Origin of the sequence: Niallia sp. HCP3S3_B10, from assembly GCF_052064465.1 — a bacterium.
Taxonomy (GTDB): Bacteria; Bacillota; Bacilli; order Bacillales; family Cytobacillaceae; genus Niallia; species Niallia hominis.
Genome location: NZ_JBQHVO010000010.1, coordinates 82,368 through 97,703, shown reverse-complemented (window position 1 = coordinate 97,703; position 15,336 = coordinate 82,368). Strand labels below are relative to the sequence as shown.

At 35.0% G+C, this 15,336-nt stretch carries 15 protein-coding genes, 1 pseudogene and 2 riboswitches; of the genes and pseudogenes, 11 read left to right on the top strand and 5 right to left on the bottom strand.

Going from position 1 to position 15,336, the window contains the following annotated elements; translation table 11 throughout:
- Positions 1-117: 117 nt before the first annotated feature.
- Complete coding sequence (locus ACTNDN_RS07505) at positions 118-807, bottom strand: response regulator transcription factor (RefSeq protein ID WP_031540440.1); 690 nt, start codon at positions 805-807, stop codon at positions 118-120.
- A gap of 693 nt (positions 808-1,500) precedes the next feature.
- Between ACTNDN_RS07505 and ACTNDN_RS07500 the strand changes: the two are divergent.
- The 7 genes and pseudogenes from ACTNDN_RS07500 to ACTNDN_RS07470 form a co-directional block, all read left to right on the top strand.
- Positions 1,501-1,821: pseudogene (locus ACTNDN_RS07500) on the top strand (methyl-accepting chemotaxis protein); the annotation flags it as partial.
- A gap of 145 nt (positions 1,822-1,966) precedes the next feature.
- Positions 1,967-2,068, top strand: a riboswitch (purine riboswitch).
- Positions 2,069-2,233: 165 nt separating this feature from the next.
- A complete protein-coding gene (locus ACTNDN_RS07495; protein ID WP_235252427.1) occupies positions 2,234-2,842 on the top strand; it encodes a xanthine phosphoribosyltransferase in 609 nt (202 codons plus the stop codon).
- Between the two features lies 1 nt (position 2,843).
- On the top strand, positions 2,844-4,151 hold the full coding sequence (locus ACTNDN_RS07490; protein ID WP_441131020.1) for a nucleobase:cation symporter-2 family protein: 1,308 nt from the start codon (positions 2,844-2,846) through the stop codon (positions 4,149-4,151).
- Positions 4,152-4,444: 293 nt separating this feature from the next.
- Positions 4,445-5,272, top strand: coding sequence for a 3-deoxy-8-phosphooctulonate synthase (kdsA, locus tag ACTNDN_RS07485; protein WP_031540436.1), 828 nt, complete (start codon positions 4,445-4,447; stop codon positions 5,270-5,272).
- A 17-nt stretch (positions 5,273-5,289) separates the two neighbouring features.
- The gene (locus tag ACTNDN_RS07480) at positions 5,290-6,273 is read left to right on the top strand and encodes a KpsF/GutQ family sugar-phosphate isomerase (RefSeq protein WP_031540435.1); all 984 of its coding nucleotides are present in this window, start codon (positions 5,290-5,292) and stop codon (positions 6,271-6,273) included.
- An 8-nt stretch (positions 6,274-6,281) separates the two neighbouring features.
- Positions 6,282-6,803: a KdsC family phosphatase gene (locus tag ACTNDN_RS07475; protein ID WP_031540434.1), complete on the top strand. Its 522-nt coding sequence runs from the start codon at positions 6,282-6,284 to the stop codon at positions 6,801-6,803.
- Between the two features lie 438 nt (positions 6,804-7,241).
- Positions 7,242-8,423 carry a NupC/NupG family nucleoside CNT transporter gene (locus ACTNDN_RS07470; protein WP_031540433.1) on the top strand — a complete coding sequence of 394 codons (1,182 nt, stop codon included), beginning with the start codon at positions 7,242-7,244 and terminating at the stop codon, positions 8,421-8,423.
- Positions 8,424-8,479: 56 nt separating this feature from the next.
- Here the strand turns inward: ACTNDN_RS07470 and ACTNDN_RS07465 are convergent, their stop codons facing one another.
- The 3 genes from ACTNDN_RS07465 to ACTNDN_RS07455 all read right to left on the bottom strand — a co-directional run bounded on the left by ACTNDN_RS07465 (position 8,480) and on the right by ACTNDN_RS07455 (position 9,938).
- Positions 8,480-9,070: a DUF421 domain-containing protein gene (locus tag ACTNDN_RS07465; RefSeq protein ID WP_441131019.1), complete on the bottom strand. Its 591-nt coding sequence runs from the start codon at positions 9,068-9,070 to the stop codon at positions 8,480-8,482.
- Between the two features lie 183 nt (positions 9,071-9,253).
- Positions 9,254-9,658, bottom strand: a complete 405-nt coding sequence (locus ACTNDN_RS07460; protein WP_031540431.1) for a YkvA family protein — start codon at positions 9,656-9,658, stop codon at positions 9,254-9,256.
- Positions 9,659-9,755: 97 nt separating this feature from the next.
- Positions 9,756-9,938: a hypothetical protein gene (locus tag ACTNDN_RS07455; protein ID WP_235250406.1), complete on the bottom strand. Its 183-nt coding sequence runs from the start codon at positions 9,936-9,938 to the stop codon at positions 9,756-9,758.
- A gap of 37 nt (positions 9,939-9,975) precedes the next feature.
- Positions 9,976-10,092, bottom strand: a riboswitch (cyclic di-GMP riboswitch).
- Positions 10,093-10,214: 122 nt separating this feature from the next.
- On the opposite strand from ACTNDN_RS07455, the gene ACTNDN_RS07450 reads away from it, so the two are divergent.
- The 3 genes from ACTNDN_RS07450 (at position 10,215) to ACTNDN_RS07440 (ending at position 11,760) form a co-directional block, all read left to right on the top strand.
- Entirely contained in the window at positions 10,215-10,913 is a 699-nt protein-coding gene (locus ACTNDN_RS07450) for a GerAB/ArcD/ProY family transporter (RefSeq protein WP_349205134.1), read from the top strand.
- A 99-nt stretch (positions 10,914-11,012) separates the two neighbouring features.
- Positions 11,013-11,489 (top strand): hypothetical protein, encoded by a 477-nt coding sequence (locus ACTNDN_RS07445; protein WP_441131018.1) that lies wholly within the window; start codon positions 11,013-11,015, stop codon positions 11,487-11,489.
- 118 nt (positions 11,490-11,607) lie between these two features.
- On the top strand, positions 11,608-11,760 hold the full coding sequence (locus ACTNDN_RS07440) for a hypothetical protein (RefSeq protein WP_155986809.1): 153 nt from the start codon (positions 11,608-11,610) through the stop codon (positions 11,758-11,760).
- 194 nt (positions 11,761-11,954) lie between these two features.
- On the opposite strand, the gene ACTNDN_RS07435 is transcribed toward ACTNDN_RS07440, so the two are convergent.
- Positions 11,955-13,589 carry a PucR family transcriptional regulator gene (locus tag ACTNDN_RS07435; RefSeq protein WP_441131017.1) on the bottom strand — a complete coding sequence of 545 codons (1,635 nt, stop codon included), beginning with the start codon at positions 13,587-13,589 and terminating at the stop codon, positions 11,955-11,957.
- A 185-nt stretch (positions 13,590-13,774) separates the two neighbouring features.
- Here ACTNDN_RS07435 and ACTNDN_RS07430 point away from each other — a divergent pair, with 185 nt between their 5' ends.
- Positions 13,775-15,151 (top strand): aspartate aminotransferase family protein, encoded by a 1,377-nt coding sequence (locus ACTNDN_RS07430; protein ID WP_031540423.1) that lies wholly within the window; start codon positions 13,775-13,777, stop codon positions 15,149-15,151.
- Positions 15,152-15,336 lie beyond the last annotated feature (185 nt).

The following is a 15,336-nucleotide window of genomic DNA, read 5'->3' as shown; positions in this document are numbered from 1 at the left end:
ATTTAAGCAGGACCCAAATGCATATTTAAACAATATTGAAAGCAAGTGGAATCGGCACAACTAAATCATTGTGTTAGTTGTGCCGTGTAAGTTTTTTTTCAATTAAATATTGTTTAATCATTTTATGTCCTCTTCAATCGCCATATATCCTTGGCCAACTTTTGTTTCTATATTGCTACCAAGATGGAGCTCATCGAGTTTTTTTCGTAAACGATTTACATTTACTGTTAACGTATTGTCGCTAACGAACCGTTTATCATTCCAAAGTTCATTTATAAGATGATCTCTAGAGACGATTTTATTTTTCTGCTCTAGTAGGATTTTTAAGATGAACATTTCATTTTTCGTTAGTTCAATTTCTCCAACAGTAGAAGTTACCGTATTTTTTTCAAAATCTATTGTTGCATCGCACCATGTTTTAAGTATCGACTGCTCTAAGCTGTAATTATAAACACGACGGAGAATTGCCTGTATTTTTGCAATTAAGACATCAAAATGAAACGGTTTTTGCACAAAGTCATCTGCTCCGAGCTGCATCGACATAACCATGTCAGTTGGGTGATCTCTTGAGGATAGGAATATAATTGGCACGTTTGAATGGCCCCTTATCATTCGACACCAATGAAATCCATCATATTTAGGAAGCTGGATATCGATAAGCACTAAATCAGGTTTTATCTCCGTAAATTCCTGCATGACTCTATTGAAATCATTTATTCCAAAAGCTTCATAGGACCATTGCTCTAAGCGTTCCTTTATGGCATGAAATAATGTTTGATCATCTTCGATTAATAGTATTTTAAACATGGAAATCACCACATAATAGTTAGGTTTTAATTCTCTTTTTTGTCAATAATAAGAAGAGAACTAATATCATTATAACATGTTGCAATATATTCCAATACGAAAGAGTCGAAATCAAAAGTAAAAAATTGTGAAAATATGGTATGTTTATGGTAGTATGTTGAAGTGATTTAGAAAGATTGGAGTGCGACAACTGTGATTAAACAAGTAGAATCCTTAGAAGATATTATCCCTATAGTTCCCATTATTAAAGCAGCAATTCCTGCTGATCTCTCTATTGCAATTTGCGATAGGGACAAATTTATTGCTTATTTTCCTGGAAAGGTTATTGATTTACATATTAAACCGAATCAAGCTCTGCAGCCTGATGAACCATTAAAAGAGGCAATACGTGAAAAGAAAACGTTAAAGCAAGAGGTGCCAGCAGATTTTTACGGTTTTGAATTTATTGGAACAGCTTCTCCGATTATCAATACAAAAGGAGAAGTGATTGGCGGAATAGCTGTTCAGTTAAAAAGGCAAACAGAGATACGAAATATCGTAGATGAAATAACAAGATCTTTATCACAATCACAAGAACATATTAATAACATAGCCGATGGATCGCATTCCTTAGTGGATTTTTCCAAACTACTTTTAGAGCAATCAAATGTTGCAGAAGAAAATATAAGGAAAACGAGTGAAGTAGTTTCGATTATAAAAAAAGTGGCCGATCAGACGAATCTATTAGGATTAAATGCTGCTATTGAAGCAGCAAGAGCTGGAGAAAAGGGGAAGGGCTTTGAGGTAGTAGCGAATGAAATACGTAAATTCTCAAAAGAAACAGTCAACTTTACACAAACTATTTCTCAAACGATGGAAGAAATTAGAAGCACTACTAATGCAATCAATGAATCAATTGAAAAAATTGCGGCAATTGGTGAAAAACAAGCAGACTCGATTCAGCATACATCGGTTATTATGGAACAAATATTAGAAATGGCAAAAAAATTAAATGATTACTCAAATAAGCTATAAATAGTGTTTTGAGATTGTTGAAAAATTGTCAGAATATTAGTGCCTAAGTAGATGTTATAATAAAAATAGATGGAAACTTTTCCCCTTTATAAAATTATGGTTTTCATTTCAAAGAAAATCCGTTATAATCCATTATGTTGTCAAATAATCTAACAAAATAACCACTCGTATAATAGCAGGAATATGGCCTGCAAGTTTCTACCAGATGACCGTTAATCATCTGACTACGGGTAAGCGCATAAAAATGGAGATATACTGATCTATTGCCTAAATAGAGCAGTTTATTTTGCTCGAAAAAGCACATTCGCTTACTCATAGAGTAAGCGAATGTGCTTTTTTTCGTATTAAGAGAGGACAGTCATTACGAATACTTTGGTAACACTGTCCTCTAAAAAAGGAGAGAGTCTAGTTAATGGATTTATTGAAGAAGAAAATTGAAGAAGAAGGTATTGTTTTAAGTGATCATGTATTAAAAGTAGATTCATTCATTAATCACCAAATGGACCCTCATCTGATGAAAGAGATTGGCCTTGAATTTGCTAGATTGTTTAAAGAAGCAGGAATTACTAGAATCTTAACAATAGAGTCATCTGGTATCGCACCAGCTATAATGGCAGGGCTGGCATTAGATGTTCCTGTAATTTTTGCAAGAAAAAGAAAATCCCTGACATTAACAAGTGATTTGTATACAGCAACGGTTTATTCCTTTACTAAACGAGAGTCAAATGAAATTACTGTTTCTAAAAAGTATATTCATCCAGAAGACCATGTTCTAGTAATTGATGACTTTTTGGCTAATGGACAGGCGGCTCTTGGCTTAGCGAACATTGTCGAGCAAGCTGGTGCGACTGTAAGTGGGATTGGGATATTGATCGAAAAATCATTCCAGCAAGGAGCAGAAGAGTTAATCGCAAAAGGCTATCGATTAGAGTCTTTAGCAAGAATTGCATCTTTAAAGAGTGGAAAAGTTACATTTGCTGAACAACGAATAAACGAAGGCATTTATGCAGGAGGATATTAAAATGGAAAAAATGACAGTAAAAACTTGGTCTGTAGGTCTACAACATGTACTAGCGATGTATGCAGGTGCTGTGCTCGTACCTTTAATCGTTGGTGGGGCTCTAAACTTAACATCAGAACAATTAGCATACCTTATTTCAATCGACCTATTAACTTGTGGGGTAGCGACATTATTACAGGTTTGGAAAAACAAATTCTTTGGAATCGGTCTTCCTGTTATGTTAGGTTGTACATTTACAGCTGTTGGTCCAATGATTGCAATTGGCAGTAAGCATGGAATATCCGCTATTTATGGAGCAATTATTGTTTCTGGTATTATTGTCGTTCTTATTTCATCTATTTTCAGCAAACTAGTAAAATTCTTTCCGCCAGTTGTTACTGGCTCTGTTGTTACAATCATAGGTCTTACTTTAATTCCTGTAGCTTTTAATGATATGGCTGGTGGAGAAGGTAGTGCAGATTTTGGTAACCTAAAAAATTTAGTTCTTGCTTTTGGTGTGTTAGCAATCATTATTTTACTTAATAAGTTTACAACTGGATTTATCAAAACAATCTCTATTTTACTTGGTATTATTATTGGAACCATTATTGCATCATTTATGGGGATGGTTCATTTTTCAGAGGTAGGAGAAGCAAAGTGGCTTCATGGAATTACTCCGTTTTATTTCGGGGCTCCAACCTTCGATCTTACTTCTATCATTACGATGACACTTGTTGCTATTGTGAGTTTAATTGAATCAACAGGCGTTTATCTAGCACTCGGAGATATTACAAACAAAGAGGTATCTGAAAAGGATCTAGCGAAGGGCTATCGTTCAGAAGGAGTGGCATCTGTTATTGGTGGAATATTTAATTCATTCCCTTACACTGCGTATTCGCAAAATGTTGGGCTTGTTCAGCTAACAGGTGTAAAAACGAAAAATGTCATTTATGCAGCTGGTACGATTTTAATTATTTTAGGCTTTATTCCTAAAATTGCAGCTATTACAACATTGATTCCAACTCCAGTCCTTGGGGGAGCTTCTCTTGCGATGTTTGGAATGGTAGTGTCCTATGGTATTAAAATGCTTGGAAAAGTAGACTTTAATCAACAAGGTAACTTATTAATTCTTGCATGCTCAATAGGGATGGGACTTGGTGTAACTGTCGTTCCTGATATTTTTATGAAATTCCCAGAAAGCATCCGCATTCTTTTCCAAAGTGGTATCGTGGCAGGTGGAATAACCGCGATAATATTAAATATTTTATTTAATATTATTCCAGGTTCTCGAGTCAAAACAACTCAAATGGAAGAAAAGACAATAGCTTAATTCATTTCCTAAGGCAAAGCTTTATGAAGAGAGACTTTCCTAATATAACGGAAAGTCTTTTTTTGTCAGAAAAATAACGATGTTTTAGGGGGAAATAAAAAAAGTGTGTCAGATAATGTAACAAAATCCTTTTCAAAACATCTTCTTTCATATATTATGTAAACTACACGGTATATAATTAGAAAATTCCAAAAAATATCCTTTCCCTTATCCATCTCATCTACCACATTTTGCTTATAAAACATCATTCAGAATAATTTTAAGGAAATTCATTTATAGAGGAGGTATGTACCATTACACAAAAAGTTATATTAAACGATACTATTGTCTTTGGAGGCATGGAACCCTTTGTTCTAATTGCTGGTCCCTGTGTTATGGAGGATGAGAAACTTGTTATGGAAACGGCTGAACACCTAAAGGAATTAACAACAAAGCTAAACATCCCTTTTATCTTCAAGGCATCCTATGACAAAGCAAATCGCTCTTCCATTCATTCTTTTCGAGGACCAGGTTTGGAGAAAGGTCTTGAAATGTTAGCTAAGGTAAAAGAAACATTTGATGTGCCAGTTACATCAGATATTCATGAGCGAGCTCAAGCGATTGTTGCAGCAGAAGTATTGGATGTATTGCAAATACCAGCTTTTTTATGCAGACAAACTGATTTATTGGTTGCTGCCGCAGAAACAGGAAAGATTGTGAATGTGAAAAAGGGACAGTTTTTGGCACCGTGGGATATGAAAAATGTTGTTACTAAGTTAAGAGAGAGCGGAAATGAACAGATTTTATTAACGGAACGTGGTTCCACATTTGGCTATAATAATTTAGTTGTGGATATGCGATCTCTTATAACGATGCAGGAATTAGGGGTACCAGTCGTTTTTGATGCCACACATAGTGTTCAAATACCAGGCGGCAATGGAACAACAACTGGTGGAAAAAGAGAATTTGTTCCCTATTTATCAAGAGCTGCAGCTGCAGTAGGGATTTCTTCCATATTTATGGAGGTTCATCCGAATCCTGATGAAGCAATGTCTGATGGACCAAACATGGTGAAATTAGCCGAGTTAGAGGAAGTGTTAAAGCCAATAGTGGAGATTGATGCACTGGTGAAAAATCTGTAAGAATGGGAGTGATTTATATGCAAGAAATTAATTTACCGAAATTCGATTACACAGATACATTAGCAAACGTTTTAGAAAAAGAAGCACAAGCAATATTGGATTTAAGAGATATGTTGGATAATTCAGTAGAAGATGCCATTCAACTAATTTTATCCTGTGAAGGGAAGGTAGTGGTAACGGGTATAGGAAAGTCAGGTATTATTGGTAGAAAGATACAGGCGACTTTCTCAAGCACAGGAACACCATCCTGCTATTTGCATCCATCTGAAGGGTTGCATGGAGATTTAGGGATGGTGACTTCAGATGATGTTGTACTCGCTATTTCAAATAGTGGAGAAAGTGATGAAGTACTACGATTACTTCCTTCCATAGAAACGATTGGAGCGAAGTTAATTGCTATTACGAAAAATGTATTTTCCACTTTAGCAATGAAGGCTGATGTAGCTCTATGTCTAGGGGAGTTTGAAGAAGCATGTCCGTTAGGCTTAGCACCAACAACAAGCACAACTGTAACCCTTGCCTTAGGCGATGCTATTGCTATTGCGTTATTAGAAGCACGAAAGTTTAGACCAGAGGATTTTGCACTTTATCATCCAAATGGTTCTTTGGGTAGGAAATTATTATTAAAGGTCGACGATATTATTTTTCATACGAGGAAAAACCCTATTGTCCGAGAAGGAGACAAAGTGAAAGATGCCTTATTTGCGATGACAGATCAAGGTTTAGGAGCAGCATCGATTGTGAATGAAAACGATCAATTAATAGGGGTTCTTACAGATGGAGATATCCGTAGAGCCTTTGCCCTCTCGATGGATGTCATGAATGAAAATGTCGAAAATTTAATCTCTGCTCCGTCGATTGTAATTGAAAGAGGTGCTTTAGCTGCTGAAGCCCTGCAATTAATGGAGGAGAAAGAAATAACCGTACTCCCAATTGTGGATCCCTATAATAAACCAGTTGGAATGCTCCATCTCCATGATTTAATGAAGTTAGGCATTTAAGTAATTACATGGCGATTAAGTTAATTGTATTAGACGTGGATGGAGTATTAACAGATGGGAGACTGTATATTGGTTCAGACGGAACGGAGTATAAAGCTTTTCATACCCAGGACGGAATGGGGATTAGTCTAGCTAAACAAGTAGGGATAAAGACTGCTATTATAACGGGCAGGAAGTCTGAAGCAGTTAGAAAAAGAGCAGAAGAGTTAAAATTTGACTATGTTTTTGAAGGAATTCATGATAAGTTGATAACACTTCAGAAGATAATCGATGAAATAGGAATAGGGTTTGAGGAAGTATGCTATATGGGTGATGATCTCAACGATATTCCTATTTTAACAAAGGTAGGATGGCCATGTGCTCCCAAAAATGCGATTGATTTTGTGAAAAATCAAGTCGCATTTGTAGCTGAATCAAATGGAGGAGATGGTGCAGTTCGAGAAATGATCGATTCTCTTCTCCTGCAAAAGTATAGTCAAGAAGAAATAGTTCAGCTTTTTTTATCAAAAAAAGCAAAGATAACACAATAGTAAGGATTGGAAAGTGCGAAAGTACTTTAAAATAGTGTCCTTTTACACAGTGTGAATAATGCATATGAAACTGCAAAGCAAGAAAAGGAAAATATTCATTAAAGAATAAGAAGTAGAATATATAATAGGATAAAAGGAAGCAATTTTAGGGAGTACTTTCTAAAATTGCTTCCTTTTATTTCTGTGATTTTTGGAAAAGAATTTTGAATCGTAGAAATTAAATATATTTAGATAATTTTTTGAAAGGTTTTAATTTTATTAATTTAACCTGATATTCAATTAAAGGATGACAATGGCCTAAATATAAGGTAACATCTAAAACTGTATATCGTTTTTAATGTATTAACAATGCTTATCGAAAACATATTAACTATATTGAGATAGTTTTATGTTAAGGAGAAAGGCTTGTTTTTGTTTCTTATTTAGGAGGAATTTTCTATGTCGATTTTAGTTGGGATATTAGGTATCATCGTAACGATAGCAATTGCCTTTTTACTATCAAATGATAAAAAAAGGATTAATTTCAGAGCTATCCTCGTATTATTTGTGCTTGAATTTATTGTTGCACTAATAATGTTTAAAACTACTGTAGGACTAAAAATAGTTGAAGCTACATCCAATGGAGTTTCCAAAGTTCTTAACTATGGGAATGAAGGTGTTAGTTTTGTTACAGGTGGATTAGTTCCAGAAGGTGGAAGTGTATTTTTTATAAATGTACTGATGCTTATCATTTTCACTTCTACTTTATTATCTTTATTAACCCACATAAAAGTTTTGCCGCTAGCGATTAAATATATTGGTGGGGCATTGGCGAAAATTACTGGGTTATCAAAGGTAGTTACATTTAATAGCATTAACTCTATCTTCTTTGGTCAATCTGAATCACTTATTGCGATTAAAACACATTTAGATTCTATGAATGCCAATAAGCTATTCATTGTTTGTACATCTGCTATGGCATCTGTATCTGCATCCATTATGGGAGCATATATGGAAATGATTCCTCCGCAATATGTACTTGCTGCTATGATTTTAAATGCATTATCTGCATTAATAATTGCAACATTAGTTGCTCCTATTTCAAAAGATGAAGATGAGACAATTAACATTAAAGATGTTTCCAACACCAATTCTGTATTTGGAGCAATCTCAGCAGGCGCTTTAGATGGTGGACGCGTTGCTTTAATTGTTGCCGCTATGCTAGTTGCTTATGTAGGTTTACTTGCTTTAATTGATGGTTTCTTTACAAGTATTTTCGGAATCGGATTTACTGGATTATTAGGATATGTATTTGCGCCGGTTGCTTGGATAATGGGGATACCTGTCAGTGAAATTGTAACTGCTGGATCTGTAATGGGTACGAAATTAGCTGCAAATGAATTTGTAGCAATGCTGCAATTCCAGCCAATGATTGGGGAGTTATCAGAGAAAACAGTAGGAATTGTCTCTACATTCCTTGTATCTTTTGCAAACTTCTCTAGTATTGGGATTATTGCTGGATCGATACAAGCGATTAATGCGAAAAAAGCAGATATCGTTGCAAAATTCGGTTTGAAAATGTTATTAACAGCAACACTAGCTTCTACTTTAACAGCGACAATTGTTGGGTTGTTTTTATAATAACAAAAAAGGGACTGTCCGAAAGTCATGTTACAGACTTTTGGAGTCCCTTTTATTTATTGAAGCCACTTAGGATTATGCTGATCCTGCTCATTTATTTCGCTGAAAATATTGTTTCCATTACTCATGGTCTGAGTAGGATTAGGATTTTGTGGATTCGAAAAATACGTATGCATTATTTTTTGAAATTCTCCAACTGTTAGAGGCTTGGCGTTCTCCATATATTCAAACCCTAATTGACCATTAGGCTCGATTGTCGCATGTTTTATGTCCTCTATTTTACTGATACCATTGTTTCTTAAACGCATTTCTAATTGATCTACTGTCAATCTTAACTTTTTTAGCTCTTTACTATTTATTTGTCCGTTATTAATCACTACTTTTGATTTACCTGTTATAAACTTTTCAAATCGATTTGATCTAAGCTGTAAGAACTCTAAAAGGAGTATAGTGACAACAAAAATACCCGCACTAATAATAGCTTTAAAAGTACTTTTTTCGACAATCGGTTGAACAATAATGGTTCCTAAAGAAATCATAATAACCGTTTGAGCTAGTGTCATTTGAGAAATGGATTTTCTACCAGCCAAACGGAGTAGCAATATTCCGGAAAGTATAAGTATGATTGACTGCCATATATAAGACAAAGATAACACCATCCTATTTTTAAGATAAAGATAGTTTAGCCTTGACTTCAATAATTATCCTAGAAATACTTAGGTTGTTTGCTTTCGGTTACTTTGATTTTTGGGAATAAAAAAGCAAGCGAAGAAAATAGTTGATATTTTTTCACCTGCTTTATTTTTAGGACATTAGAGATCTTTTTTTCGTTAATGCAATTTTTTATCTATATCCGTGGTATCCACTTTGTTACCAAACCACTCTGCAAGCTTTGTTCTTGCTTTAGATTTAATATCATCATCAATATACATGGCTACTTGGAGTAATGCAATCCCTAAAGCACCTAAATCATCGGTATAGCCTATCCCAACTAGAAAATCAGGTATTAAATCAATTGGTAAGATAAAATAGCCTAAAGCTCCAATAATAGTTGCTTTTACTTTTTTAGGTACATTTGGTTTTTGTAAGGTGTAATATAAAAGTAAAACCGCATAAACAACAGAGGAACCTGCTTTTTTACCAAACCTTGCAAGTTTCTTCCAGAATTTTTCCTCGGAATAATGCTTTCCTGCTACCGATATTTCTTGTTCTAATTTCTCTTTTGAATCTTCCATTATGAAAGCTCCTTTCCTAATGGTTTCCATGCCTATTCTTATCATGATTATATGCCCTTATTCCGTATAAGTAAAATATTTTCATGTTGGTTAGGTTTTACTTCTCCAATAAAAAAAGGAAAATACGAAGCCATCCAAAAAAAGAAATCCATAATGGAGTGCTTATGAGCATGCCGAAAAATAAGCCTCTTCCTATATGGCCAGTTTCAATAGAATCAATTTGTTCCTTCACAATTCTTGCTCGTTTTATTATTAATTCATCGTTATTTTCCTGTCTCAATTTTCTAGTCCCCTTCATCTGAATCGTCGAAGGTATATTCGGTAACTGGCTGGCAAGAGTATGGAATGATTGGAAATTATTCCGTCTACCTTTATACCCTGAAGCCCCTATAGCTTTGCGTCATCATTTTTCAATGATTTTGCCCTTTCGTCGATTAGTTAAATTATATACTTAGACTAGTACAAAGTAGTCCATTATACCAGTATCTAAAGAACTATAGATGTTGGTTAACTAACGGTAAAAAAATTTAATAAATATATAAATTTTGGAATTGAAGTGGTTGCAAGAATGGCATTGATTGGAGTATTCTCTATAATTGCTTTGAACATCTTGCTAATGCTTGGATCTCTTAGTAATTTTGATATAAGAGAGCTTCAGCCAGTTTTTCAATCAGGATTTAAAGAAACGGTTTGGGCGAGCCGTCATCATAATACAGATTATGCGATGGCTGCCATGATGATTTGTATGATTCTTCCTTTAGTAAGGGACAAAGAGACATGGATAAAATCTTCCACAGCAGGTATTTTTTATGGTGGAATAATCATCGTTATGTGGCCAATTCTCGAAACAGGAGTGCTTACAGCAGACGTCGCAGCCCAGTATATTGTTTCCTGTATGCAAATGGCAAGGAGTGCGGAAATTGGTCTTTTTATCCATCGTTATGAAATGATTATGATTGCATTTTTTGCGTTATCGATTTTAACTCAAATTATTATGGCATTTCTCTGCTCATCCATAGCTGTTCAAAAGCTATTGGGATTAAAAGATTACCGTCCAGTTATTATTCCTGTAGGTCTTATTTTAAGTGGCTCTTGCTATTGGCTAGTAAAGGATCATCATCGAGCAATGCATTTTATAGAAGGTCCATGGGTATATTTGAGCATTGGAACGGTGGTTGGATTAATTGGTATATTATGGATTTCGGGTCTTGTTTTTCGTAAAAAATGGAAAGCAAATTATGAGGTAAAGCAATAGCTTAGTCGTTTTCTCTTAAGGGTGGAGGTTACTATAACCTTGCACCTTGACTGGGTGAATTGCATAGATTAATATATCAAAAAAGAAAGGGGAAAAATGATGTATTTTCAGCCTTATTATCCTTACTATGTTCAACAAGTATCTCCACAACAAAATAGAATAATCTTCCCGCCGATTGGTGGAGGGACTGTTCCACATATACCTCCAATCGGAGGAGGCGTTTTGCCGCCATTTCCTGGAGGTGAAATGCCACCAGCAGGTCCAGGAGGACATCCTGCTCATCCGGATGCTCCAAATATTGGGGGTGGAGCAGATCACGGACCACCACCAACACCGCCACCATCCTTTACACCACAATTAAATCAGTCGTCTGTAAGTACTTTTGCAGTCGATTCTGGTTCAATGAGACCTTGTCTGTTCCGTTTTACTTATGTTTGGCTAGAGAATGGTCGAGGATTTTGGTTCTATCCAACTTTTGTTGGACGACATTCCATTGCAGGATATCGTTGGCGAATGAATCATTGGTCTTATTACGGCACAGATACTAACCGCATTCGTTCTTTTCAGTGTAATTAATAATAATAGAAAGGGAGGTGAATATAAAAATGTTCACCTCCCTATTCTGTTGATGAATAAATAATAATGAAAACCAAAAGAAGCAGATGCTTGAGGGAAAGTGGTGTTCATAGGGAAGATGAAAACCAAAAAGTGCAGGCAACAGAGAAAAAGTGGTGTTCATCCGGAAGATGAAAACCAAAAAGCAGAGGCAACAGCAGAAAAGTGGCGTTTATCCCAAAAACGAAAGCCGAAATTCATAAAAAATAAGGGGAAACCGGCGTTGCCTTAAACATAAAAGCCAGAATTCCCCATTGAATAGGAGACAAACAGCGGAATGTACCATTCTTCTCTCCAATCAGGACGGCTACCTAAATAATATTCGCCTTACCATAAAAGTAACAACCTAACTTGCCTCTTCCCCACGCAAAATAGGTCCCCACCCAAAATATGAAATAACAAAATCGAAGCATAGTAGAAGTCGAATTATTTTGCATCAGCAATTAGTTGATCTTTAACGTACATCTCGTCTTCTTCTAAGGAAAAGGCTTTTATGGCAACTTCAATTGCTAATCGATTAGACGAATGCATAAAGTCGGGGCCGAGAATTCCTTCAAGCTTCTCTATGCGGTGATAAAGGGTCTGTCGTACGATAAATAAGCGCTCAGAAGCTTCTTTTTTATTGCCGTTACAGTCTAAATAGATAGTAAGCGTTTTAAGGAGTTCGCTATTATTCACTCGATCATAATCGATCACTTTTCCTAGATGAACGTCGATATACGCTTTAATAATATTCGTTTTTAATAATGGAAGAACTAAATGGTAGATTCCTATTTGCTCATAAGTATGGGAATCAATTAATTTTTTCTGTTTTAAGAGGATGATTTGCTTTGCTTCTTCATAGGCAGTTCTTGCTTTAATTGGTTCTTGATGAATGGAACTGATACCAAAAAATGTTTGTGCAGGAAAATAAGTCTCAGTAAGTTCTGATATTTTATCAGTGATTTGTTGCCAATTTACTTTTTTTTCTTTGGAGAGATTCATATATATCATTACTATTAATTCTTGGTGTCGGAAGGAGATGATGGGATGAAATCCTAATTTGTTGAAAAAAGGGCGTAATAATGTTAAGTGATAGAGTTTAAATTCTTCCCCTTTACTGGAATTAACTTGCTCATCTTCAAGTAGTGGCCAGCAAATAAGTCGGAAAGAATGGGAAAAACAATACATTGGTAAAATGTTCTTTAGCTGGTTACTTTCCAAGTTTTCCATGTTAAGGAGTGAATGAATCAGCTCTGCCTCGTCGCTTTGCTTTCGTTCTTCTATCGTTCGATTGCGAAGGAGAATATGAGAAAGTGCAATTGATGCTCGATCTAACATAAGAGCAGTAAGCTCAGAGGAAGGGAATTTGCTAGTTTCTATTAATAGATAGCCCCAAACTTGTTCGAATACTTGCACTGCATTCACGCTAAATGATTTGTTATTTAAACAAAATGTTGATAATGTTTTTGGTTCATTTGAATGGTTATTTATAAATTCTCTAATGGCAGCTTCCGTTTCCCCTTGATTAGTAGGGTAGTAGTATTTTTCATTACTTGTAATGAAAAAGCATGGACTTTGGAAATATAGAGATAGCTCCTGAAGGATTTTTAGTATTCCGTTAGGTTGCAACGAAAGCTTATTAAAATTCTGAGATAAGCGGTCAAGATCCAACATATTTTGATGATGTCGATTAATTAACAGGGAATGAATATCTTGGGTTATATCAATGAATCTCACCGTTTTCTCAAAAATTATGATTGGATAATTTTGTTGTTCTGCTAAAGATAAAAGGTTCCTAGGAATTTCATGCATAAAAGAGCCTAATTCAATACATAATCCAGCTGTTTGCTTTTTTATCAATGTTTCTACATAGTTTCTTTGATTATCAGAATCTAATAATCCGATGCCAGTAGTTAAAATTAATTCTCCTCCATTGATAAATAAATCGATATCCTTCACTTCTAATATATGACACCAATTAATTACTCTATTTAATCCATTTACACCTGTCAATACTTTCGCGTGCTGAAACGTATGTCGTTTTAATGCTTCTTCAACCGTTAATTTGCCAAGAACCATTTTGAGCACCCTCCTAAATGTAAAATAAAATATTAAAACATTTGACACCATGTAAAATGAAAATAGTGAGAATAATCTGTAAATTATATAGTATCTTAGTTAACAAGCATCGTCAATTAATTGTCCTTTCTTTTATGGCAATTAAAAAAGTACGAATGCTTAACCTGTTTTTAAGGAGTGGTTCCATGGAAAAAACAAAGACAGATTCATTAATTGAACGGGATCAAAGTAATGTTTGGCATCATATCTCTCCATATGTTGAAGAAAACCCAGCAATGATTGCTGTTAAGGGGGAGGGATCATGGATTATCGATTATGATGGGAATCGCTACCTAGATGGAATGTCTGGACTCTGGTGTGTCAATATCGGATATGGAAGAGAGGAATTGGCAAAAGCAGCATATGAACAAATGAAAGAATTATGCTATATGCCCTTAACCCAAAGCCATATTCCGGCTATAAAGCTTGCAGAGAAAATTAATGAATGGCTAGAAGGAGAATATATGATTTTCTATTCAAATAGCGGTTCAGACGCGAATGAGGTCGCCTTTAAATTAATTCGTCAGTATCATCAGCAAAATGGAGAGCATGGTCGATTTAAATTCATTTCAAGACACCGTGCCTATCATGGAAGTTCAATGGGAGCCTTATCGGCAACGGGACAGGCACTTCGAAAATATAAATATGAGCCCCTTGCAAGTGGATTTCTTCACATCTCACCTCCAGATTCCTATCGGAGACCCGACAATATGTCAATAGAGGCATTTCATTCTATGTTGATGGAAGAATTGGAGAGAAAAATAATTTGGGAGCAAAAGGAGACAATTGCAGGGGTTATTATGGAGCCGTTGATAACGGGAGGAGGAGTATTAATTCCGCATCCTTCTTATCTAGAAAAGGTACAGGAGCTTTGTAAAAAATATGGAATCTTACTTATTATGGATGAAGTAATTTGTGGCTTTGGAAGAACTGGCAAGAAATTTGGTCACCAACATTTTAATATCAAACCAGATATTGTAACGATGGCTAAAGGGTTAACAAGTGCTTATTTACCTTTATCTGTAACAGCTGTTAAAAAAGAAATTTTTGAGAAGTTTAAAGGAACAGAAGAAAATGTCCATTTTCGCCATATCAATACCTTTGGTGGGAATCCATCTTCTTGTGCTGTTGCCTTAAAAAATCTCGAAATATTAGAAAAGGAAAATTTAGTAGAAAAATCTGCTCAGAGTGGGATATATCTTTTAGAACATCTAAAAAATGGCTTACATAGTCATCCAAATGTGGGAGATATAAGAGGATTAGGACTAGTTTTGGGTATAGAGCTAGTCGAAGATAAATTTACAAAGGTGCCTGTATCATCTAAATATATGGCTAAGATTGTTGCAGAATGTAAAAAAGAAGGACTTATAATAGGGAAAAATGGGGACACAGTTGATGGATACAATAATATTTTAACACTTAGCCCGCCATTATCATCTACAGAAGATGACCTAAACTTTATTATTTCTGTCTTAATGAAAGTGCTACAAAATAATCAATCGACTCAGAAAGTTCTTTCTTAGATAAAAATCGAAGTACCAAGAATATTAATTACGAAAGAAAATCTAACATGTTTAGCAACAATTTTAAGAAAATAGTAGGATATTGTTAATTTTCTATAAAATCCATTTACTAAATATGTCAATCAGCTTATAATAGGGAAATCTTATCCTATAAATGTTATGAAAACTAACATCATCAATCGTAA